Source organism: Variovorax sp. 05L425 (assembly GCF_056397705.1).
The window spans coordinates 1-21,960 of the sequence record NZ_JBFTNY010000041.1 but is presented as its reverse complement, the minus strand read 5'-3'; the positions used below and the strand labels follow the sequence as shown (position 1 = coordinate 21,960).

General features: G+C 65.3%; 22 protein-coding genes. 10 read left to right on the top strand and 12 right to left on the bottom strand.

What is annotated here, in order from left to right:
* The first annotated feature begins 9 nt into the window (after positions 1-9).
* From AC1DN9_RS28695 to AC1DN9_RS28675, 5 genes are all read left to right on the top strand, one after another.
* A complete protein-coding gene (locus AC1DN9_RS28695) occupies positions 10-1,506 on the top strand; it encodes an aldehyde dehydrogenase family protein (RefSeq protein ID WP_478105676.1) in 1,497 nt (498 codons plus the stop codon).
* A 33-nt stretch (positions 1,507-1,539) separates the two neighbouring features.
* Positions 1,540-2,418 carry a 3-hydroxyisobutyrate dehydrogenase gene (gene mmsB, locus AC1DN9_RS28690; RefSeq protein WP_478105674.1) on the top strand — a complete coding sequence of 293 codons (879 nt, stop codon included), beginning with the start codon at positions 1,540-1,542 and terminating at the stop codon, positions 2,416-2,418.
* Between the two features lie 45 nt (positions 2,419-2,463).
* On the top strand, positions 2,464-3,432 hold the full coding sequence (locus AC1DN9_RS28685) for a Bug family tripartite tricarboxylate transporter substrate binding protein (RefSeq protein ID WP_478105672.1): 969 nt from the start codon (positions 2,464-2,466) through the stop codon (positions 3,430-3,432).
* Positions 3,433-3,438: 6 nt separating this feature from the next.
* On the top strand, positions 3,439-4,191 hold the full coding sequence (locus AC1DN9_RS28680; protein ID WP_478105670.1) for a hypothetical protein: 753 nt from the start codon (positions 3,439-3,441) through the stop codon (positions 4,189-4,191).
* A gap of 83 nt (positions 4,192-4,274) precedes the next feature.
* The gene (locus tag AC1DN9_RS28675) at positions 4,275-4,913 is read left to right on the top strand and encodes a GntR family transcriptional regulator (protein ID WP_478105668.1); all 639 of its coding nucleotides are present in this window, start codon (positions 4,275-4,277) and stop codon (positions 4,911-4,913) included.
* A 192-nt stretch (positions 4,914-5,105) separates the two neighbouring features.
* On the opposite strand, the gene AC1DN9_RS28670 is transcribed toward AC1DN9_RS28675, so the two are convergent.
* On the bottom strand, positions 5,106-5,408 hold the full coding sequence (locus tag AC1DN9_RS28670; protein WP_478105666.1) for a DNA-3-methyladenine glycosylase: 303 nt from the start codon (positions 5,406-5,408) through the stop codon (positions 5,106-5,108).
* 152 nt (positions 5,409-5,560) lie between these two features.
* Between AC1DN9_RS28670 and AC1DN9_RS28665 the strand changes: the two genes are divergently transcribed.
* Positions 5,561-5,944, top strand: a complete 384-nt coding sequence (locus AC1DN9_RS28665; RefSeq protein WP_478105664.1) for a nuclear transport factor 2 family protein — start codon at positions 5,561-5,563, stop codon at positions 5,942-5,944.
* A gap of 112 nt (positions 5,945-6,056) precedes the next feature.
* On the opposite strand, the gene nac is transcribed toward AC1DN9_RS28665, so the two are convergent.
* Positions 6,057-6,977, bottom strand: a complete 921-nt coding sequence (gene nac / locus AC1DN9_RS28660; protein WP_478105702.1) for a nitrogen assimilation transcriptional regulator NAC — start codon at positions 6,975-6,977, stop codon at positions 6,057-6,059.
* Positions 6,978-7,063: 86 nt separating this feature from the next.
* Between nac and AC1DN9_RS28655 the strand changes: the two genes are divergently transcribed.
* A complete protein-coding gene (locus tag AC1DN9_RS28655) occupies positions 7,064-8,035 on the top strand; it encodes a LysR substrate-binding domain-containing protein (protein WP_478105662.1) in 972 nt (323 codons plus the stop codon).
* Positions 8,036-8,049: 14 nt separating this feature from the next.
* Here the strand turns inward: AC1DN9_RS28655 and AC1DN9_RS28650 are convergent, their stop codons facing one another.
* The 10 genes from AC1DN9_RS28650 to AC1DN9_RS28605 form a co-directional block, all read right to left on the bottom strand.
* Positions 8,050-8,772, bottom strand: a complete 723-nt coding sequence (locus AC1DN9_RS28650) for an HpcH/HpaI aldolase family protein (RefSeq protein WP_478105660.1) — start codon at positions 8,770-8,772, stop codon at positions 8,050-8,052.
* A 25-nt stretch (positions 8,773-8,797) separates the two neighbouring features.
* Positions 8,798-9,604 carry an SDR family oxidoreductase gene (locus tag AC1DN9_RS28645; protein WP_478105658.1) on the bottom strand — a complete coding sequence of 269 codons (807 nt, stop codon included), beginning with the start codon at positions 9,602-9,604 and terminating at the stop codon, positions 8,798-8,800.
* On the bottom strand, positions 9,601-11,307 hold the full coding sequence (locus AC1DN9_RS28640) for a hydantoinase B/oxoprolinase family protein (protein WP_478105656.1): 1,707 nt from the start codon (positions 11,305-11,307) through the stop codon (positions 9,601-9,603). The genes AC1DN9_RS28645 and AC1DN9_RS28640 overlap by 4 nt, the downstream gene beginning before the upstream one ends.
* Positions 11,308-11,319: 12 nt before the next feature.
* Positions 11,320-13,410, bottom strand: coding sequence for a hydantoinase/oxoprolinase family protein (locus tag AC1DN9_RS28635; protein ID WP_478105654.1), 2,091 nt, complete (start codon positions 13,408-13,410; stop codon positions 11,320-11,322).
* A 40-nt stretch (positions 13,411-13,450) separates the two neighbouring features.
* Complete coding sequence (locus AC1DN9_RS28630; protein WP_478105652.1) at positions 13,451-14,179, bottom strand: branched-chain amino acid ABC transporter ATP-binding protein; 729 nt, start codon at positions 14,177-14,179, stop codon at positions 13,451-13,453.
* A 14-nt stretch (positions 14,180-14,193) separates the two neighbouring features.
* Positions 14,194-14,967, bottom strand: a complete 774-nt coding sequence (locus AC1DN9_RS28625) for an ABC transporter ATP-binding protein (protein WP_478105650.1) — start codon at positions 14,965-14,967, stop codon at positions 14,194-14,196.
* The gene (locus AC1DN9_RS28620) at positions 14,964-15,998 is read right to left on the bottom strand and encodes a branched-chain amino acid ABC transporter permease (RefSeq protein ID WP_478105648.1); all 1,035 of its coding nucleotides are present in this window, start codon (positions 15,996-15,998) and stop codon (positions 14,964-14,966) included. Before AC1DN9_RS28620 ends, AC1DN9_RS28625 begins: the two co-directional genes overlap by 4 nt.
* A gap of 11 nt (positions 15,999-16,009) precedes the next feature.
* A complete protein-coding gene (locus AC1DN9_RS28615; RefSeq protein WP_478105646.1) occupies positions 16,010-16,882 on the bottom strand; it encodes a branched-chain amino acid ABC transporter permease in 873 nt (290 codons plus the stop codon).
* A gap of 31 nt (positions 16,883-16,913) precedes the next feature.
* Positions 16,914-18,122 (bottom strand): ABC transporter substrate-binding protein, encoded by a 1,209-nt coding sequence (locus tag AC1DN9_RS28610; RefSeq protein ID WP_478105644.1) that lies wholly within the window; start codon positions 18,120-18,122, stop codon positions 16,914-16,916.
* A 116-nt stretch (positions 18,123-18,238) separates the two neighbouring features.
* A complete protein-coding gene (locus tag AC1DN9_RS28605) occupies positions 18,239-19,447 on the bottom strand; it encodes an aspartate transaminase (RefSeq protein WP_478105642.1) in 1,209 nt (402 codons plus the stop codon).
* 237 nt (positions 19,448-19,684) lie between these two features.
* Here AC1DN9_RS28605 and AC1DN9_RS28600 point away from each other — a divergent pair, with 237 nt between their 5' ends.
* The 3 genes from AC1DN9_RS28600 to AC1DN9_RS28590 all read left to right on the top strand — a co-directional run.
* Positions 19,685-20,680, top strand: a complete 996-nt coding sequence (locus AC1DN9_RS28600; protein WP_478105640.1) for a 2-hydroxyacid dehydrogenase — start codon at positions 19,685-19,687, stop codon at positions 20,678-20,680.
* A gap of 1 nt (position 20,681) precedes the next feature.
* On the top strand, positions 20,682-21,194 hold the full coding sequence (locus tag AC1DN9_RS28595) for a gluconokinase (RefSeq protein ID WP_478105638.1): 513 nt from the start codon (positions 20,682-20,684) through the stop codon (positions 21,192-21,194).
* Between the two features lie 11 nt (positions 21,195-21,205).
* The coding region (locus tag AC1DN9_RS28590) for a glucose 1-dehydrogenase (protein WP_478105636.1) at positions 21,206-21,960 on the top strand (755 nt) is incomplete at its 3' end.

Below are 21,960 nucleotides of genomic sequence, written 5' to 3'. Positions count from 1 at the left end.
ACACATGCCATGGAACACACCATCGAACGCGAAGTCGATCCCTTGCGTCTCGCACGCACGCTCAGCGGCGTCAACCTCATCAACGGCAAGCTCGTGCCGGCGCACTCCGGCAAGACACTTCCCGTGATCAATCCGGCCACCGGCAGCACGATCGGTTCGGCGCCGGCGAGCGATGCGAGCGATATCGCCAGCGCCGTCGACGCCGCCCACGCCGCACAGCCCGCGTGGGCTGCGATGGCCGCTCGCAAACGCGGCACCCTCGTCGCGGAGTGCGCGCGCCTGCTGAGCGCACACGTCGAGGAACTCGGACGTCTCGTTGCGCTGGAAACCGGCAAGGCACTCAGGACGGAGAGTCGCGTGGAGGCCTCCGTCGTAGCCGACTCGCTCCAGTTCTACGGCGGACTCGGCTCGGAACTGAAGGGTGAGTCCGTGCCTTTCAGCCCCGACATGCTCACGGTGACGACGCGTGAGCCCGTCGGCGTCGTCGGCGTGATCATTCCGTGGAACGCGCCCATGATGCTGATGGCGCTGAAGATTGCGCCGGCGCTGGTCGCGGGCAACAGCGTGGTTGTGAAGTCTGCCGAGGAAGCGCCGCTGGCCGTGCTGCGCGTGTGCCAGATCCTCAACCAGTTGCTGCCGCCGGGCGTGCTCAACATCGTCTCGGGCTTCGGGCCCGATTGCGGCGCGCCGCTCGTCGCGCACCCCAAGGTGCGCAAGGTCACTTTCACGGGGTCCGTCGAGACCGGAAAGATCGTCGCCAGGGCCGCGGGCGAAAAACTCATTCCCGTGACGCTGGAGCTAGGTGGCAAGAGCCCGATGATCGTCATGGGTGACGCCGACATCGACAAGGCGGTGGCGGGCGCCGTGGCCGGCATGCGCTTCACGCGTCAGGGCCAGAGTTGCACGGCCGCCAGCCGCATCTTCGTACACCACAGCATGCACGACACCTTCGTCGAAAAGGTCAAGGCGAAGGTGGACGCGATGAAGATGGGCGACCCGCTCGACGAATCGACCGACATCGGCACCATCATTTCCAAAGACCAGTACAACAAAGTCAGGTCGTACATCGAGGTGGGACGCAGCACGCCGGGCGCGACGTGCCACGAGTGCTCGGCTCTGCCGACGAACGCCGACCTGAAGGACGGCCTCTTCGTGCGCCCCGTGATCTTCACCGGCCTGGACAACGAGAGCCGCCTGGCGCGTGAAGAGATCTTCGGGCCCGTCACATGCGTCATCAAGTTCTCGGACTACGAAGACGCGCTGGCACAGGCCAACGACAGCGACTACGGCCTGGCTGCCACGATCTGGACGCGCGACCTCAAGACCGCGCTGGACGCCAGCCGCAGGCTCGAGGCGGGCTTCGTGCAGATCAATCAGAACATTGTCGTGCAGCCGGGCCTGTCCTATGGCGGCGTGAAGCAGTCGGGCCTGGGCCGCGAAGCGTCGCTCGAAGCCATGCTGGACCATTTCACGCACAAGAAGACCGTGATCTTCAGCCTGGCCTGAAGCGCCACCCCACGAACTGAAAGGAGACAACCCATGTCAGTGATCGGATTCATCGGACTGGGCAACATGGGCATGCCCATGGCCGTGAACCTGCGCAGCGCGGGCCACGAGGTCAAATGCTTCGACATGAGCCAGGCCGTCTTGCGCCAGGCGGCGGAGCACGGCATGAAGCCGCAGCAGAGCGTGGCCGAGACCATCGAAGGTGCGAACTTCGTCGTGTCGATGCTGCCGAGCGGCAAGCACGTGCTCGAGGTGATGGCGACCGAAGGCATCGCCTATCCGCGCGATTGCGTGGCGATCGACTGCTCGACCATCGACATTGCCTCGTGCGCCGGCTTTCACAAGGCGCTGGCGGAGCGCAGCGTGCTCTCGCTCGACGCCCCGGTGTCGGGCGGCGTAGGCGGTGCCGCCGCGGGTACGCTGACCTTCATGGTCGGCGGCTCGGACGACGCCTTCGCCAGGGGCCTGCCCGTGCTGCGCGCGATGGGAAAGAACATCATCCATGCGGGCAAGGCGGGGGCCGGGCAGGCCGCGAAGATCTGCAACAACATGATCACGGGCGTCTCGATGGTCGCGGTGTCCGAGGCGCTGAACCTGGCGCGCAACCTCGGACTCGACATGCAGAAGTTCTTCGACATCGCATCGACCTCATCGGGCCAGTGCTGGGCGTTGACGAGCTATTCGCCCGAGCGCGGACTCGTGCCCACATCGCCGTCGAACCGCGACTACGAAGGCGGCTTTGCCTCCGAGCTGATGCTGAAGGACCTGCGGCTGGCCGAGCAGGCCGCGATGGCCTCCAACTCGCCGGCGCTGCTCGGTGCGGCTGCGGCCTCGCTTTATGCGATCCATTGCCACGGCGGCCAGGGGCGGCTCGACTTCTCTTCCGTCATCCAGATGATGAGGAAACGCTAGCCGACCTTTCTGCTTCAGGACATTCAAAAATGATGGAGACAAAAAATGAAGAGCGTATTGACTGCGATGTTCAGGTTTCTGGTGCTCCTCGGAGCCCTGCATGGCTCGGCTGCATTCGCAGGCCCGACGGTCGGCAAGATCATTGTGGGTTACCCGCCGGGCCAGTCCGTCGACAGCGTCGGCCGACTGCTCGCCGAGCGGCTCGGAAAGATGACAAACCGTACATGGATCGTCGAGAACATGCCGGGCCAATCGGGGAGCATCGCGCTGGCGGCCGTGACCAAGCTGCCGGCCGACGGCAGCGTGCTCACGCTGTCGGCCTCGGCGGCGCTGGCGGGCAACCCGTTCCTTTTCACGAACGTCCGCTATGACCCGATCAAGGACTTCGAACCCATCGGCCTGATCTACGACGCGCCGCTGCTGCTGCTGGTCAACAGCGCGTTGCCCGTCAAGTCCCTGCCCGAGTTGCTGGCCCACCTGCGCGCGAACCCCGGGAAGCTCAGCTTCTCGTCGCCCGGCAATGGCTCGGTCTCGCACCTGGCCATGGCGGAGCTGTTGCGGCGCAGCGGCACGAAGATGGAACACATTCCCTATCAGGGTGCATCGAAGTCGCTGTCAGATCTGGCCGGCGGCCAGGTGCAGGTGTCGTTCGACACCATTGCCCCCGCGCTGCCCCTGATCAAGGCCGGAAAGATCCGCGCCATCGCGATCAGTTCGAAGGAACGCTCCACGCTGCTGCCGGATGTGCCCACCGTTTCGGAAGGCGGTATCGACGGCTTCGACCTCGTTCCATGGGTCGGTCTTCTCGCTCCCGCGGGCACGCCGAAGGACGAGGTCGACAAGCTCAGTGCCGACCTCGCGAAGATCGTTCGCTCCGAGGATTTCTCGAAGCAGATCGTCATGCTCGGCGGCCGACCGCGCACGTCGTCGGCGAGCGAGTTCAAGAGCTTCCTGGATGCCGAAGTGAAGCGCTGGTCGGACGTGATCAAGCGCTCCGGCGCAAAGCTGGAGTAACGCGCGATGCTGATTGGCACTTCGGAACGCGCGCGGATGTCGCGACACGCGCGCGCCCTTCCCGACGGGTTTTCATTCCATCGCAGCGAATGGATGGACGGCGGAAAAGATCCGCTGTGGTCCCCGACCGTCTTCCTCGTGGAACAGTCGCCGGACTCGGTATTGGCCTCGCACTTCCACACGCAGAACCAGTTCCAGGTGGTGATGGCCGGCTCGGGCAAGCTCGGCGCGCATGACGTGCGGCATGGCTCGGTCCACTACGCCGGCGCGTACACCGGCTATGGTCCCGTCGTAGCGGGCCCGCAAGGCCTGAGCTACTTCACGATCCGCGCGGTGTACGAGAGCGGCGCGAACTTCATCGACAGCGCGCGGGACAAGATGATTCGCGGCCCCAAGCGTCATATGCAAGGTCCACCGCTCGATGCCTTGCCGGTTCACGATCTCGCGCGGCTTGCGGAGCCCTGCGTGACTCACCTCATTTCTCCGCAGCCTGATCATCTGGAGGCTTGCGTGTGGTACCTGCCTCCAGACTCACACATCGAGGCGCCGGTGCCCGCACCCTCGGGCCAGTTCCAGTTCGTCATGTCCGGAAGCATGCGCCATGAAGGCACGTGGCTTACCGGTTGGGAGAGCCGTCAGGTGGCGGCCGCCGAGCCGGCCGGCCTGCTCGAAGCGGGGCCGCAGGGCCTGCAGGTGCTGCTGCTTCAGATGCCCGCGAAAGCGCCCGAATACCTGCAGGAGCGCACGGCCAGATGCTGACGTCGACGACCGACCCCTGGGGTATAACCTCGGGCATGAATGAGCCAAGGCCCCAACCTCGTGCAAAGCGAGAAACGCCGACCTTGTCGGCCGAGCAAGTCTGCGAGCGGATTCGAAGTTCGATCCTGGCCGGCGAACTCAAGCCTGGAGACAAATTGACCGAACAGGATCTGGCGGCGGAATACCTCGTGAGCCGCACACCCATCAGGGAAGCCATTCGCCAACTGGAGGTGGAGCGGCTTGTTTCCCGCACACGCTTCGTCGGCGTCACCGTGGCCCAGCTCAAGCCGTCGGAGATCATCGAACTGCTCGACATCCGGGAGGTGCTGGAAGGACTCGTGGCGCGGCGCGCGGCCAAGGAGATCAACCCGGAACAGCGAGCCCGCCTGCGAAAGATCCTGGAGCGCATGGCCAAGGCCGAAGAGGCCCACGATGTGTCGAAGTACCTGGATGCCGCGCTCGAATTCCGAAGGACGCTGGCCGAGTGCTCTCGCAGCGAGACGCTCATCCAGTACGTGATGGCAATCGAGAACCGCCTCCGGCTCATGGGCAAGCGCACCGCCCTGATACCCGGGCGTATGGCGGCTGCGATCGTTGAACACAAGAAGCTCATGAAGGCCATCGAGGCTGGCGACCCGGAGGCCGCCGAGCGGCTCAACAGGGAACGCATTCAGCACATTCGGACTGACGTTGAGCGGTCGTTTTCTTTCGCAATTCTCTGAGTCGCATCACTGATTCACGGAATCTGCCTGGCTCCCAGGACGTAGCCACGAGATGCAAGATCGGCCACGTCTTCCCAGCCGGACGTCTATACGTCGCACTCTGGCATGAAGACGTAGAGGAAAGTTCGAGGCGATGTCGAAGGACGACCGGGCTGCCGTGATTGGGTTCCTGAGCTCCCCGTGATGCCCTGGTCATGGCTTGAACGGCTTGCTCAGGAAGCGTGACGCCTTCTCGCCGAAGCGCCAGGGCAGATCGATGGCCCGCGAAATCCCGATGCGGGGTCCTTCGGCCAGCACGGGCCCGGGCTGGTCGTCCGGCAAGGCGAGCAGGCGGAAAGGCGGTGCGTCCAGCGGCAAGCCATTGAAGCTCGCATCGATGCCGAGCGCCTGCCCGAGCCGCCCTGGCCCCGAACACAGAAGCCGCGGATTCTCCAGGCCCCGGCGTCGGTGCATCTGCTCGAGACCGTGCGTGGGCTCGAGCGCGCGAATCAGCACCCGCCGACGCCATCGACCAGCAGCGTGATGCCGATCAGGCGCCTCGCCACGCGAAGGACTCGTCGGTCGTGGGCCCTTCGGGATGGACCCCCACCGAAGGATGCACGTTCATGACAGGATCAACTGCAAGTGGACTCGAATGGAGGTCAACGATGGATGAGCAGAGCATTCGGACGGCCATTGATCGGCATTGGGCTGCCTCCGCAGCAGGTGACCAGGCCGTGGAGCATGAGATCTACCACGACGATGCCGTGTGCACCTATCCGCAGTCGGGCGAGGTCATCCACGGCCGGCACAACCTGCAGGCGCTTCGCAGCCATCACCCGGGCAAGCCGTCGGGGTTTGCGGTTCGTCGAATCGTCGGTGAGGGCGATCTCTGGGTCACCGAATACGCGATCGACTACGAGGGCAAGAGCGCCTTCACCGTGAGCATCATGGAGTTCCGCGACGGGAAGGTGTCGCGCGAGACCCAATACTTCGCCGATCCCTTCGAGGCGCCCGCCTGGCGCGCTCAATGGGTCGAGCGGAGGGCTTGAGCCTGACGTCGCTTGCCTGGTGGCTTGCAGATGGGCGTCCTGCCGGCCAGCCTCCGATCTACGATGACACGGAAGTCGTTGTTACTTCGGTTGGGCCGACTAACGCCAAGTCCTAGGTGTCCGGTGCTACCGGATTTACCATCCGCTTGTTCGCCAGTTCAAGCAGGATGGCCTTCACCGCCTGTGCTGGCTCGGACAATGGAAGGTGATCCGAAAAGCACAACGCCAGCGGCATGTCGATCGTCGGGGAGGCGATACGGCGAAGATCGCATGAGGCCGAGGCCGCCACGCCACGTGCAGCCGAGCCCGGCAGGATCGTAGCCGCTACCCCGGACGCTACCGCCGCCGCGAGCGTATCGGACGATTCCATTTCCGCGACGACACGCGGCACCAAGTGCACCGCCGCAAACGCCTGGTCGACCCGTCGACGCAGTTCGTTGTTGGCGCGTGGCAGCATCAGGTCGACGTCCCGCAGGCTGTCGAGCGTGACCTCGTCCCCGGCCCCCAAGACGCCGGGCGGAGCGACGACGAAGAGGCTCTCCGTCAGCAACTGGTCGAAGCACAGGCCTTGCACACTGCGTCCGCCGCCGTAGAGCACCGCCATGTCCATCCGACCCTCGCGGACGACATCGCACAACGTGGTGCCGAGGTTCTCGTTGATGTGCAGCACGATCTGGGGATAGCGGCCGTGCACGGTCTGGAGCAACGGCAACGCGAGGGTGGAGGCCGCGGAACCGGGGGTCAGCCCCACGGAGACCTGGCCGGACAATGCACGGCCCGCGTTGAGCACATCCGCCTGCGCTTGTTCGAATTGGCGCAAGATAAGTTGCGCATGGCGGTACAGCGCCTTGCCCGCCTCGGTGGGCTCCACGCCCTTCTGCGTGCGCAGCAAGAGTTGCTGCTTGAACTCCCCCTCCAGCGTCGCAATCTGCTGGCTCAGCGCCGGCTGGGCAACATGGAGCACCTCGGAGGCCTGGGTCAAACTGCCGACGTCGACGATCTTCACGAAGTACTTCAAACGCCGGAGATTCAATGGGGCCTCGAGGTTGTTGATGGCTCTTTCAAGCAAGCATCAAGCCATCCTCCGCAAGCGTCAACCGGGGTTACGATCAGCTGACCATGACGGTGAATTTCAAGACGTTGAAGAGCTTTGTCACTGCCGTGGACGCGAGGAGCGTTTCGGCGGCCGCACAGCAACTGGGCGTGGCGCAGTCGGCGCTGAGCCAGCACATCGCTTCGCTCGAGGATCACTTCGGGCACAAGCTGCTCAGCCGCTCCAACACGGGCGTCACGCCTACGCGGCCGGGCCATGCGCTCTATCGGCATGCACAGTTGATTCTCAGCCACCTCGAACAGGCAGAGGGCGAGTTGATGTCCCGCAGCGATGAGGGCTTCATCGCCGGCCCGGTGTCGGTGGGCCTCGCGACCTACAGCACCGCGTCGGCCCTCTCCACGCCGCTGTTGCAGGCTGTTCGTCGCGACTGCCCGAATGTCAGCCTCTTCATCAACGACAACTTCGGACTTGTCCTCAGCGAGATGGTGATGACCGGCCGCATGGACATGGCCGTGATCTACGCTGGCAGCCCGATCAAGGGCCTGCACCTGCAGCCGCTGCTCACGGAGGAGCTGTTCTTCGTAGCGCCGGCCGGGACCACATTGCCACCGTCCGACGACCAGACGATTCCGCTGCGCGCACTCGCTGCGTTCGATCTGCTGCTGCCGAGCCGGATGCATTTCCTGCGCCGAATGATCGACGACGAATTTGCGCGCATTGGCGTCGCGCCACGCATCACGGCCGAGATCGAATCGGCGGCCACGCTACGGCAGGCAATCGATGCTGGGCTCGGCGCCACGATCCTGCCTGCCGCCGTGGCGGGCGTGTCGTCTACCGCCGAGCGGCCCGTTGTCCGCCGCATCGTCGATCCCGGGATGCAGGCGACGATCTCACTGTGCGTGACCGACCACCTGCCGATGTCCGACCAAGCCAGCGCAGTGCTGGCCATCCTTCGCAAACAGGTCGACGAGCTCTTCGTGGAGGGGCGCTTTGCCGGCATCCGTGCACCCGAGGCGCCAGGCTTGCCGCCTCGCTGACGGTGGTTGATCCGTCAGTGCGCTTCGAGCGCCGCCGTCGCCGGCGTGGACAACTGACGCATCGCACCCACGCCCTCCGCCACGAACGGGTCGGCATGGTAGTAAAGCAATTGCGCACCGACCGAGACGAGGTGCTCCACGTCCTGCCGAACCACCAACGTGCCCGCCACCTTGCCCGCTGCTCGAATGCGCTGCAAGGTCTGGTCCACCAGGTCGAGCACCGGCTGGGCGCGGCGCTTGCCCGGCGCGACCGCGGGCGAGTAGCCCATCGACTGCGACAAGTCCCCTGGCCCGACGAAGTAGACATCGATGCCCTCGACGGCCAGGATCTCGTCGAGATTGCGCACGGCTTCGACCGATTCGACCATTCCGACCAGCAGCTTGTTTTCATGGTCGTCCGGCACTGCGTAGCGGAAGGTGTGCACCACCTGCCGTGCGATCTCGGCAGTGTGGATCAGCGGCACCATCACGCCGTCCGCGCCGGCGTTGAGGCAGCGGGTGATGGTCGAGCGTTCCTGGTTCTGAGGCCGCACGATGCCGAAGCCGCCGGCATAGCGCGCGGCCTTGGCCATGTGGTGAACGTCCTCGAAGCTGGCCAGCCCGTGCTCGCAGTCGATGAAGACGGCATCGGCGCCCGAGCGCACGAGCTTTTCGCACAGCGTCGGCGAGACGTGGTTGGGATTGACCATCAGCACGGAGTCGCCGCGTGCCAGGCGTTGGTGAAGTGAAGTGCTCATTGGATTTCTCTCTGCATGTCTCGTTTCAGGGTTTGCCGGGCGTGCCATCAGGAGCGCCAAGCCAGCGGCTGATCTCGACATCCGGCCCCTGGTCGCGCGCCAGCGTGGGGCTGATGACCAGTCGCTCGATCGTGGTGCCTTGCGGCAGCGTGCAGGCCAGCAGGATGGCGCGTGCGACGTCCTCGGGCGCCACCATTGCGGCGCGCTCGTCAGCCGTGGGCGGGCGGACCCGCGTGTCCATGATTGGTGTGTTGACCTCGCCGGGCAGGATCGTGGTCGAGCGGATGTTGTTGTTGCGGAAGGTGCCGTGCAGGAAGCCCATGAGGTTGACGACCGCAGCCTTCGCAGCGCCATAGGGCGCACCGCCCAGCAGGTTCGGCCGCAACGCCGCAAGCGAAGACACCGTGACCACGGTGCCCGCGCCGGCCGACAGCATGCCGGGAAGCACCGCCTGGATCAGCACGTACACGGCCGTCAGGTTGACGGAGATGGCGGACTCCCAGTCATCCGCCTCGATCCAGCGGATGTTGCGCACGCGGCTGGTCAGCCCTGCGTTGTTCACGAGGATGCCGACCGGGCCCACCTCGGCCTCGATCCACCGCACCAGGTCCTGCAACTGTTCGCGGCTTTGCAGGTCGGCCTGCCGGGCCCAGGCCTCACCGCCCGCCGCGCGGATCTCGGCCGCCACTGCTTCCAGCGGCTCCTTGCGCCGGCCCATGACCACCACGCGTGCGCCCTCGCCGGCCAGCATCAGCGCCGTCGAGCGGCCGATGCCCGAGCCGCCACCGGTCACCAGCGCGACCTGCCCTTTCAACGCGGCACCGGCCGTCACGCGAGCACCTTGGCGGGCTTGCCCGCAGGCGCAGCGACGGGCGCCGGTGTGGGCAGGTAACCGTAATCGAGACGCGCACGCTCGGAGCTGACCAGGCCCTGTCTCAGGTCGTCCTCCACCAGTTCGCGCGAGCGCTCCTGCGCGTCGCCCCAGCCACCGCCGCCGGGCAGTTCGATCTGCAGGCGCTCGCCGGGCGCCAGCACGAGCCGCCCCTTCGCAAACACCGCCTTCCCGTCATGCAGCACCGCGCCGTTGCGGCCGGCCTGTCCGCCCAGCACGCCGAGGCAGGGGTACTTCACATGCTCGGTGCTCAGGTAGATGTTCATCTCGCGGTCCGACAGGTTGCGGATGACGCCACGCTGACCCAAGCCGCCACGGAACTTGCCCGGCCCGCCCGAGTCGGGGATCAGCTCCTTGCATTCCGTCAGCACCGGCACCGCCAGTTCGTACATCTCGATCGGCGTCACGCGGCAATTGGACGGGAAGCTCAAGGTGTCGAGGCCGTCCATCGACGAGCGACCACCCTGCCCGCCGTGGAAGTTCTGCGCGCTCCCATAGGCCGTGCCGTCGGAGCGTTGTCCCTGGCAGTTGATGCCCCAGATCGGCGCGCCGCCGCTGTCGCCCATCGCACCCTCCGGCACCACGTCCTGCAGCGCCTTGAAGATCAGGCTGGGAATGCAGTGGCCGACCAGGTTGCGCGCGGCGCCTGCCGCGTGCGGGCGCGGATTCAGGATGGAGCCTTCAGGGGCGGAATCGGTCAAGGCAACCATGCACCCCTCGTTGTTCGGCGTGTCCGGGTCGAGCAGGCACTTCAGCGCATAGACGCTGTGCGCCACGCGATAGTGCGGCACCACGTTGATGCCGCGCGCCACCTCAGGAGAAGTGCCTGTGTAGTCGACATGGATCGAATCGTCGCCTACCTCCACGCTGACGCACAGCTTGACCTCCGTCTCGAAGCCGTCGATGGTCATGTCTGCCTTGTAGCTGCCGTTGGGCCACGCCGCGATGGCTCTGCGCATGTGACGCTCGGAGCGGCTGAAGATGGCTTCGCCGAGGCCTTCGCAATCGTCGAGGCCGTATTCGTCCATGAAGCGCGTGAACTCACGGCACATCACCTCGTTGGCCGCCACCATGCTCTGGATGTCGCCGCGCACCTCGTGCGGCAGACGCACGCTGGCCTCGATCACGGAAAACACGTCGGTATTGGGCTTGCCGGCCTTGAACAGCTTGAGCATCGGGATGCGGATGCCCTCCTCGAACATGTCTGTCGAATCGGGCGACTGTGGACGCCCACCGATGTCGGGCAGATGCGCGATGCTGCCCGCGTAGGCCACGATCTTGCCGTTGCGGAACATCGGCGTGAGCATCACCATGTCCGGCAGGTGGCCGGTGCCGATGATCGGGTCATTGGTCGCAAGCACATCGCCCGGCTCGAGCGACTCTGGCGGGAAGGCCGGCAGGAAGTAGTTCTGCGCGGCCATCGGCAGTGTGGTGATGAACACCGGGATCGACCAGGTGCACTGCGCCAGCGCCCTGCCCTTGGCATCGAGCAGCACGTTCACGTAGTCGTGGTTCTCGCGCACGATCGGCGAAAAGGCGGTGCGCCCGAGAGCGCTGTCGGCCTGGTCGGCGATGAACACCAGGCGGTCCCACATCACTTGCAGCGTGATCGGGTCGTTGAAGTCGGGCTTGAGCATGGACATGACGTGTGGCCTTCAGTTCAGAAGCATGATGAGGTTGTGCTGAGCATCGAGCGAGGCGCTCGCGTTCGGCCCCATGACGACGGTCGACTCGCGCTGTTCGATGATCGCGGGGCCTTGGACAGGCACGCCCGGCAGCAGCGCGTAGTGGTCGTAGACGGGCGTGTCGACGGTCTTGCCGAGTTCGGAGAAGAACACCGGCCGCGTGCCCTTGCGCGGGTCGCGCACCGCGCCCGCTTCGCCGCGCAAGTTGGCCAGCGACACGACAGCCTTGGGGCCGCTGGCACGGATGCGCCAGGTGATGATCTCCGCGTCGGTTCCGGTCACGGCGCGGCCGTACAGCGCCACATAGTTCGCATGGAAGCGCGACAGCAGTTCGGGCAGGAAGGCCGGGTCGGCCGGGTCCAGATCGGGCAACGCGACCGAGATCTCGTAACCCTGCCCCACGTGGCGCATGTCGACCGTGTATGAGAAGGTGATGCGATCAGCCGGCACCTTGCTGGCCAGCACGACCTCACGGCCCTGGGCGGCGAGGCTGGACTTGACCACGTTTACCGCGCTGGGGTTCCATGCCGACAGGCGCATCGGCAGACTGGTCGACAAGTCAGCCGCCACCGGCGCACCAAGCAGGCCGATGGCAGAAGTAACGCCTGCGCCCAGCGGGCAGATCACCTTGCGGATGCCGAGCTTGCGCGCCACGCCATAGGCATGTACCGGTCCTGCCCCGCCGAAGGCGATCAGCGGCAGTGCACGCGGGTCGACGCCGCTGTCGGTCGCCTGCATCGATGCGGCTTCGGCCATGCTTTCGTTGACCATGTCATGGATGCCCCAGGCGGCGCGCTCGGCGGTGATGCCCAGGTCCTTCGCGAGGCGCGCCATCGCTGCTGTGGCTGCCGGCCGGTCGAGCGCGAAGTCGCCGCCGAGGAAGGACCTCTCGTCGAGGTAGCCCAGGAGCAGGTCAGCGTCGGTCACGGTCGGTTCGGTGCCCCCGCGGCCATAGCAGGCCGGTCCCGGTGCCGCTGCGGCGCTGCGCGGACCGACGCTCAGCAGGCCCATCTTGTTGCGCGCCGCGATGCTGCCGCCACCGGCGCCGATCTCGATCATGTGGATCGATTGGATCTTCAGCGGGAAACCGCTGCCCTTGCGGAAGCGCTCGTGGCGCGCCACCTCGAGATCGTTGGCGACCATCGGCTGGCCGTTCGGAATCAGGCACAGCTTGGCCGTGGTGCCGCCCATGTCGAAGGAAAGCACACTCTGCTCGCCGGCCTGGCGGGCATAGTCGGCGGCGGCCACGGCACCGGCAGCCGGGCCCGATTCGATGAGGCGCACCGGCGTGCGCGACGCCGACGAACTGGGCACGACACCACCGCTCGACGTCATCCACAGCAACTGCCCTTCGACGCCACGCTGCGACAGCTCGCGCTCAAGATGGTTCACATGGCCGACCATCATGGGGCGCGTGTAAGCATTGACCACGGTGGTCGATGCGCGGTCGTACTCGCGCACTTCGGGGCAGACCGTTGACGACAGCGACACCGAGATCCCCGGCGCCACCTCGGCGATCAACTCGGCCACTCGCTGCTCGTGCTGCGCGTACTTGTAGGCATGCAGCAAGCACACCGCGACCGATTCGACCTTTCGTTCGAGCAGCGTGCGGGCGATGGCGCGGACGCCCTCCTCGTCCAGCGCCTTGATCACAGTGCCGTCGGCGGCGATGCGCTCTTCCACGCCGAAGCAGAATTCGCGCGACACCAGCGGGTCGGGGTACTGGATGCGCAGGTCGTAGAGGTCGTAACGGCCTTCGGTGCGGATGCGCAGCATGTCCTGGAAGCCGTCGGTCGTGATGAAGGCCGTGTGCACGCCACGGCGCTCCAGCACCGCATTGGTCACCACCGTCGTGGCCCCGAGGATCTGCAAGGCCTCGTTGGCCTTGGCCTTGCCAGCGTCCCTGGCGCGGACCTTGGCCAGCAGCTCGTCCACGCCCTGGAGCACGGCACGCGCAGGTGCGTCCGGCGTGCTCAGGACCTTGTGCAGCAGGATGTTGCCGTCGTCCTCGGTCATGGCGAAGTCGGTGAACGTGCCACCTGTGTCGAATGCCAGTTTCATGCTTTTCAGCTCCTTGTGTGTTCGGTTGAGTTGCCTGGAATCAAGCGGTGGCGGTGTCGGATGCGCGGCGACCTGTCATGAACAGTTCGCCCAGGTCGGCGTTGCTCAGCTCGCCAACCGGGCTGTCCCAGATGACCTTGCCAAGCCGAAGGACCACGGCGCGCTCGGCCGCTTCCATCGCCTTGCGCGTGTTCTGCTCGACCAGCAGGATCGTGCGACCGCCCTTGTGCAGGCGCTTGAGCTCGTTGAAGACCAGCGTGATCGCCTGCGGCGAGAGCCCGACCGACGGCTCGTCGACCAGCAGGATCTCGGGCCGGCGCAGCACGGCCATGGCCATCTCGAGCAACTGCTGCTCGCCCCCCGACATGTTCCCGGCCAGCTCGTTGCGGCGCTTCTGCAGGATCGGAAACAGGTCGTAGACGTAGTCGCGCTCGCCCTTGAGGTCGCCGCCCTTGATGGTGTAGGCCGCCATTTCCAGGTTCTCGTCGATGGTCATCAGCTGGAAGTTGCAGCGGCCCTGCGGCACGTATGCAATGCCGTGGCCCAGCATGGCTTGCGGCTTGAGTCCGGCAATGTCCTTGCCCTTCCAGCGGATGGCACCGCCCTTGTGGGTGGTCATGCCGAACAGGGACTTCAGCAGCGTCGACTTGCCGGCCCCGTTGGGCCCAAGCAGCGTGATGAATTCGCCGTGGCGGATCTTCAGGTCCACACCGTGCAGGATGTCCAGGTGGCCATAGCCGGCGTACAGGTTGTCGATTTCGAGTTCCATGATGTGCTCCGTGCTCAGCCGCCCAGGTAGGCTTCGATGACTTCGGGGTTCTTCACCACGGCTTCGGGCGTGTCGTCCGCGAGCTTCGCGCCCTGGTGCAGCACGACCACGCGGTGACTCAGGTTCATCAGCACGTCCGTGTTGTGCTCGATCACGACGAAGGTCACGCCGAGCTCGCGGTTCGCGTGCTCGATGCTCTGGATCACCTTCTCGATGAGGATCGGATTGATGCCGGCCAGCGGTTCGTCCAGCAGGATCAGCTCCGGCTCGGGCATCAGCATCGAGGCAAACTGGAGCAGCTTCTGCTGGCCGCCGGACATGTTGCCCGCCGGCAGGTGCGCGACGCGCGAGAGGCCCGCGATCTCGATCAGTTCCTTCGCACGCTTGCGCAAGGCGCTCACTCGCCGCTTGGCGGAGGGCCCGATCCAGAAGGTCGACAGCACGTTCGGGAAGCTCGACATCTGGCCCGCGAGCACGAGGTTCTCCTCGCAGTCCAGTGTCGGGAAGACCACCGTCTTCTGGAAACTGCGCAGGAAGCGGCCTTCGCGGGCGATGCGGTTCATCGGCCAGTCGGTGATGTCGACGCCCTTGAGCAGCACGCGGCCCGCGTCGCTCTTCTGCAAGCCGGTGCAGCAGTCGAACAGTGTCGACTTGCCCGATCCGTTGGGACCGATCAGGCCCATCACCTCGCCACGCCGCACTTCGATGTCGACGCCCTGCAGGGCCGCCACCGCACCGTAGTTCTTGCGCAGGCCTTCGATGCGAAGCATGCATGAATCGGCAGTCATTTCGCCGCTCCCTTGTCGCTGCCGACGCCTGCGATGCGTGCGGCAAAGCGCTCGAACAGCGGCGCCAACCCCTGCGGGAACACGAACACCAGGCCCAGCAGCACGATGCCGTAGATCACCATGCGCAGTTCCGGCGTGATGCGCAGCGCTTCCGACACCGCCACGAAGACGAAGCTGCCGATCACCGCACCCGGGATCTTGCCGACACCGCCGCCCAACACGATGATGAGGATGGTGTTGGAGTAGTAGGCCTGGAACACCAGCGGGCTCACCACGGTCGAGAAGTGGGCGTAGAGGCTGCCGCCGAGACCGGCGAACACTGCGCTGAGCATGAAGACCAGCAGCTTGTAGGTCCAGGTCGGCACGCCAAGCGACTCGGCCAGCCGCTCGTTGTCGCGGATCGCCACCATGCAGCGGCCGGCCGGCGAGCGGATCAGGGCGACGAAGCCCAGCAGCGCGAGCGCGGCGATCGCCAGCGTCAGGTAGAAATACTCGGGCGCCTTGATGACGGTAAAGGCCCACTCGCCGAAGCCGAGCCGGGGACGCGGCACGCCCGACAGGCCCATGTCGCCGCGCGTCAGGTCGACCCAGTTCTTCGACACCATCTGCGCGATCACGACCAGGCCCAGCGTGCACATCACGAAGGAGGTGTCGCGCAGCCGCAGCGCCGGAATGCCGAGCGGCAAGGCGATGAGTCCGGCCGCCAGTCCCGCCGCCACGAGGTTCACGATGAACGACGTGCCGAAGTGGATCGACATCAGCGCCGACACATACGCGCCGATGCCGAAGAAGACGCCCTGTGCGAGCGAGAGCATGCCGGTGTAGCCAAGGATCAGGTTCAGGCCCAGGGCGGGCAGGAGGAAGATCATCGCCAGCACCATGGCGTGCAGGTAGTAGTCGCCCAGGAAGAGCGGTGCCGCGAGCAGCGCGACCATGGCCAGGGCGCAAGCGCTCCAGTTGACCGTGGCAAGCCGCGCAGCGGGCAGGCGGGGGGTGTCCAGCGTGGTGGTTGACATGATGGCCTGTTGCATGGGGTGATTTGTCAGAACCTGGCCTTGCTGCTGAACAGGCCGTGCGGGCGCAGCATCAGCATCAGGAGCAAGGCGATGAAGCCGACCGAGTCGCGGTACTGAAGGCCGATGTAGCCGGCAACCAGGCTTTCCACCACGCCGAGCAGGAGTCCGGCGATGAGCGTTCCGCGCACGTTGCCCATGCCGCCCATGACGATCACGGCAAAGGTCTTGAGCGTGATCGACTCGCCCATGCCCCCGTAGATGCTCACGTTGATGGGGCCGGTGAGAATGCCCGACAGCGCGGCGATCGCCACCCCGATCAGGAAGGTCTTGCGAACCACCTGCTCGACGTCGATGCCGTTGACCTGGCAGCACTCGATGTTCTGCGAAACGGCGCGAATTGAACGGCCCAGACGCGTACTGCGCACCATCCACTCAAGGGCGACGAACACGATGATCGTGACCCCGACCAGGATCACGCGCTGCTGCGACATGCCGAAAGCGCCCATCTCGATCGGTTCGATCCAGCCGCCGGAGAACACCTTGTAGCCGCCGCCGAAGGCGAGGATCACGACGTTCTGCAGGATCAGCGACAGGCCGAGCGTGGCCAGCACGCCGGCCTGGAAGGGCTGCCCCACGAGCCGCTGCATGACGAGGCGGCCGATGACCACGGCGATCACGCTGACGATCGCAACACCGCCGATGATCGCGAGGCTGTATTCGGAGGTCAGGTGGCTCATCACCCACCAGGCCGCGAATGTGCCCAGCATGTAGTACTCGCCGTGCGCGAAGTTGATGGCGCGCAGCACGCCGAAGATCATCGTCATGCCGGCAGCCACCAGGGCGTACATCGACCCGGTGATGATGCCGTTGACGATCTGCTCGAAGATGAAGGAGTCCACGGGGTTGTCCTTGGAGCGACGCCCGTGCGCCTTACTTGGCGCTCGCGCCGTAGTCGACCTTGGTCGTGATCATTCCCTTGATGACCGGCTTGGCATCGACGATTTCCACCAGCGCCATCGGCAGGATCGCCTGGTTGTGGTCGTCGAAGGTCACGCTGCCCATCGGGCTTTCGTACTTGATGGTGGTCAGCGCGTTGCGCACGTCATCGCCCTTGGCGCTCTTGGCATTGCGAATGGCCTGGGCCACCAACTGCAGCGTGTCGTAGTGGGTGTAGGCATGGTTGTTCGGCATCTCGCCGCCGTTCGCCTTCTTGTAGTCCTCGACGAATTTCAGGCTGCGCGCCGCCGGCACTTCCGGCAACCATGCCGCCGCCTCGACCGCGCCGTTCATGACCTTCGGCGCCGCGGCGATCGTGTCCTTGGTGTTGAACTCGCCATTGCCGACCAGCGCGATCTTGCCGGCCAAGCCCAGCTCGAGCATCTGGCGGGCGATGATGGGGGTGGTGTCGGCCTGTCCGTAGAGGATGATGGCCTGCGCGCCCGAGCGGCGGATCTTGCTGAGCACCGTGCGGAAGTCGGTCTCCGAGTCCTTGTAGTAGTCCTCGCTCAGGATCTCGGCACCCTCGTACTTCGGCAGGTAGCGCTTGGTGAACTTGATCGCACCGCGGCCGTAGTCGCTGTCGACCGACAGCACGGCAAATTTCTTGAACCCCTTGGTCTTGACCGAGTACTCCAGCACGGTCGCCGCGCGCACCTCGTCCGTCGGGTAATTGCGGAAGGTCCACTTGAATCCGCCGACACCCGCCTTGTAGGTGATGTCGGGGTTGGACGACGCCGCATTGACCAGCAGCACCTTCGATTCCTCGACCAGGGGCTCCATCGCCAGGGTCACGGAACTGCAGATGTCGCCGATGATGATCGGCGTCTTGTCGAGGCTGATCATGCGCTGCGTAGCGGCGACGCCCTCCGAGGGCACGCACTGGCTGTCGCCGCTCACCAGTTCCACCTTGCGGCCGAGCAAGCCGCCCGCCGCATTGATCTCGGCCGCCGCCAGGGCGGCGCCCTTGTTGGCGAAGGCGCCATAGCGCGCATTCGGGCCGCTCATCGGGCTGATGATCCCGATCTTGATCGGATCGCCCGCCTGGGCCGCGGCATACGTGAAGGCACACAGGCCCAGCAGCGCAACGGCGGCGCCCCGTGCAGCCGCGCCAACGGTGGGGGTCGTGGGATAACAGCTCATCGCATTTCTCCGGTCGATTTCAGGTGAATGGTGGGAACGTGAACGAATGGTAGGAACGGCGCTTCCAAAGGGCCAATACGGAATCCGGCTTCGGGCATCGCCTTTCCTGATGGGGTTCAGACCAGCTGGACCACCGCGCGGGCGATTCGCCTGCAGCCTTCCTCGATCTGCTCGACGCTGGTGGCGGTGGACATCCGGAAATACGGCGACAAGCCGTAGGCCGTGCCCGCCAGCACCATGACGCCGCCCGCCTCCAGGAAATGGATCACCACGTCGTTGTCCGTCTCGAGCGCCTTGCCCTCGGGCGTTCGCTTGCCAATCAGGCCCCCGCAGTGCGGATAAAGATAGAAGGCGCCACCCGGCGCGCGCGCACGGATGCCGGGAATCTCATTGAGCAGCCGCACGGCCGTGTCGCGGCGCTGACGATAGGTCGCCACCCATTCCGGCAGGAAGGTCGCTTCCGTGTTGAGGGCGACCACGGCGGCTGCCTGACTCATGGACGACACGCCGCTGGTGGACTGGGACTGGAGCATGTCCAGCGCGCCGATGATGTCGGCCGGGCCCGCCGCGTAACCAATGCGCCAGCCGGTCATGGCATACGTCTTGGAGACTCCGTTGACCAGCAATGTCCGGTCGCGCAATCCAGGTTCGATCACCAGCAGGTGCTCTGGCGCGGCATCACCGAAACGAATGTGCTCGTAGATGTCGTCCGTCAGCACCATCACCTGGGGATGCCGCATCAGCACGTCGGCCAGCGCGCGCAACTGCGCCGACGAGTAGGTGGTACCGGTGGGATTGGTGGGAGAGTTGAAGACCAGCCAGCGCGTCTTGGGTGTGATCGCCGCCTCCAGGGCGGCTGGTGTGAGGCGGAAGTCATCCTCTTCACGGCATTGGACGATCACAGGTGTTCCGTCGCAGGCGAGCACCATGTCGGGGTACGACACCCAGAAAGGCGCGGGAATGATGACCTCCATTCCCTCCTCCACTGTGACCGACAACGCATTGAACAACGCATGCTTGGCGCCGCAGGTCACGATGATGTCGCGCGCCGCGTAGTCCAACTCGTTTTCCCGCTTCAGCTTGGCGGCGATGGCCTGCCGCAGCGCAAGGGTGCCGGCCACGGGGGTGTAGCGCGTGTCGCCGCGTTCGATTGCCTCGCAACCAGCCTTGGCGATGTGGGCTGGCGTATCGAAATCGGGCTCGCCGATGGCCAGGTTGATGATGTCCTTGCCTTGGCGCCGCAGTTCTGCGAAACGCTCGGCGGCCGCACTGCTCGGCGAAGGCTTGATGCGCCGGATGCGCGACGAGATCCGGGATGGGTTCACTGAAATTCCTATGGCGGTTTCTACGAAACGAACAGTAGGAGGTATCGGCTCGCGCCGCCAAGATGCCTTCGCTCTACGGCGATCGCATTTGCTGATGGCCCTCCTCTCTCATCCGGCTTTCTCGCGATGTGGCATCAGTTTTCCGGATGGGATCAGAGCGAAGTCGTCTTGGTGCAACCGGGGCGTGTGCGTAAGGTCGCGGTCTCGTACTTCCACCATCGAAAACCCGGAGACATCTTGCGCCCTTCCGTTCTGGCCACCCGTGCCACCTTTCCCGACATCGCCGAGCGCCTGCGTCTCTATTTCGACGTCGATGACAACCCCGAAGACACCATCTGGAGCGCGGCCGAACTCCGCCAGCGCCTCCAGGGCAAGCAGGGTGTGATGAGCACCGGCAGCGAGCGCATCGACGCCACTTTGCTGGACGCCTGCCCCCAACTCAAGGCGGTCTGCAATGTCGGCGTGGGCTACAACAACGTGGATGTCGCCGCGTGCACGGCGCGGGGCGTGCTGGTCACCAACACGCCCGATGTGCTGACCGAAACCACGGCCGACTATGGGTTTGCGCTCATGATGGCCACCGCACGGCGTCTCACTGAATCCGAACACTTCCTGCGCCGGGGGGCGTGGACCAAAACCGGCGTGTTCGACATGTTCGCGGGCAGCGACATTCACGGCTCCACGCTCGGCATCCTGGGAATGGGGCGAATTGGCCGCGCCATCGCGCGGCGAGGTGCACACGGATTTGGCATGCAGGTGATCTACCACAACCGATCGCGCCTTGGCGTGGACGCCGAAGCGGAGTCCGGCGCACGCCATGTCGACAAGACGACCCTACTTCGCGAGGCGGACCATCTGATTCTTGTCGTCCCGTACTCGCCCTCTTCGCACCATGCGATCGGCGCACCCGAACTTGCCCAGATGAAGCGCACCGCCACGCTGACCAACATTGCGCGAGGCGGTATCGTCGATGACGCCGCGCTGGCAGCCGCGTTGCGTGACGGAACGCTCGCGGCCGCAGGGCTTGACGTCTTCGAGGGCGAGCCCCAGGTCCACCCCGCCCTGCTGGGCTTGTCCAACGTCGTGCTGACGCCGCACATCGGCAGTGCGTCGATTCGTACGCGCCGGGCGATGGCGGCGCTCACCATCGACAACTTGATTTCGGCGCTGGGCCAGGGCCCGAATGCTGGACGGCCACCGACCCCAGTCAACCCCGAGGTGCTCGCAGGCTGACATGCTCGAATCGAAGCTCGTTGTGATGGGGGTCTCGGGTTGCGGCAAATCGACTGTGGCTGCGGCGGTCGCCAACGCGCTGCACGCTCACCTGATCGAGGGGGACGATCACCACCTCCCTTCAAGCCTGAGGAAGATGCGCGATGGCGTTGCACTGACTGATGCCGATCGCCATCCATGGCTCGACCGCTTGGGGCTGCTGTTGCAGGAGTGCAAGGGGAGCGCTGTCCTCACATGCTCCGCGCTCAAACGAGAATATCGGGACCGACTGCGCAAGGCATCGCCGAGCCTGAAGTTCGCCTACATCGACATCGATCGGCACGAGGCACACAGCCGGGTCGCGAATCGCGCTTCTCACTTTTTCTCGGCGAGCCTGGTTGACAATCAGTTCCAGACCCTTGAGTCGCCTGTCGGTGAAAGCGGTGTCTTGCCCGTCAATGCGTTGTGGCGCGTCGAATCCCAACGAGATGCCATCCTGCACTGGCTGAGACGGCCGTGCATCCAAAACCCTTAGGAAGGTTCGCCTTGAATTCTGTACTGAAGAGCTTCGACCTCACCGGTCGCACCGCCCTCCTCACCGGCTCCAGCGCCGGCATCGGCTACGCGCTCGCGCGCGGACTGGCCGGCGCGGGCGCCCGTGTGATCCTCAATGCGCGCTCCGCCGACAAGCTCGAAAAGGCCGCCGCCCAATTGCGCGAGGAAGGCGCGACGGTCTTCACCGCCGCCTTCGACGTCAGCGATGGCAACGCCGTGAACAGCGCCGTCGAACGCATCGAGGCCGAGATCGGCCCGATCGACATCCTCGTCAACAACGCCGGCATGCAGCGCCGCGCGCCGCTGGACCAGTTCGAAGAGACGCATTGGCACGAGCTGATGAAGACCAATCTCGACAGCGTGTTCCTGGTCGGCAAGGCCGTCGCACGCCACATGATCGAACGCAAACGCGGCAAGATCATCAACATCTGCTCCGTGCAGAGCGAGCTCGGCCGTCCTGGCATCGCGCCCTACACCGCCAGCAAGGGCGCGGTGAAGATGCTCACCAAGGGCATGGCGATCGACTGGGGCCCGCACGGCATCCAGGTCAACGGGCTCGGGCCGGGCTATTTCAAGACCGAACTGAACGACGCACTGGTCAAGAATGCGGACTTCAGCGCCTGGCTCATCGGCCGCACGCCGTCCCGGCGCTGGGGCGACGTGGAGGACCTCGTCGGCGCGGCGGTGTTCCTCGCGAGCGATGCGTCGCGCTTCGTCAACGGCCACATCCTTTACGTCGACGGCGG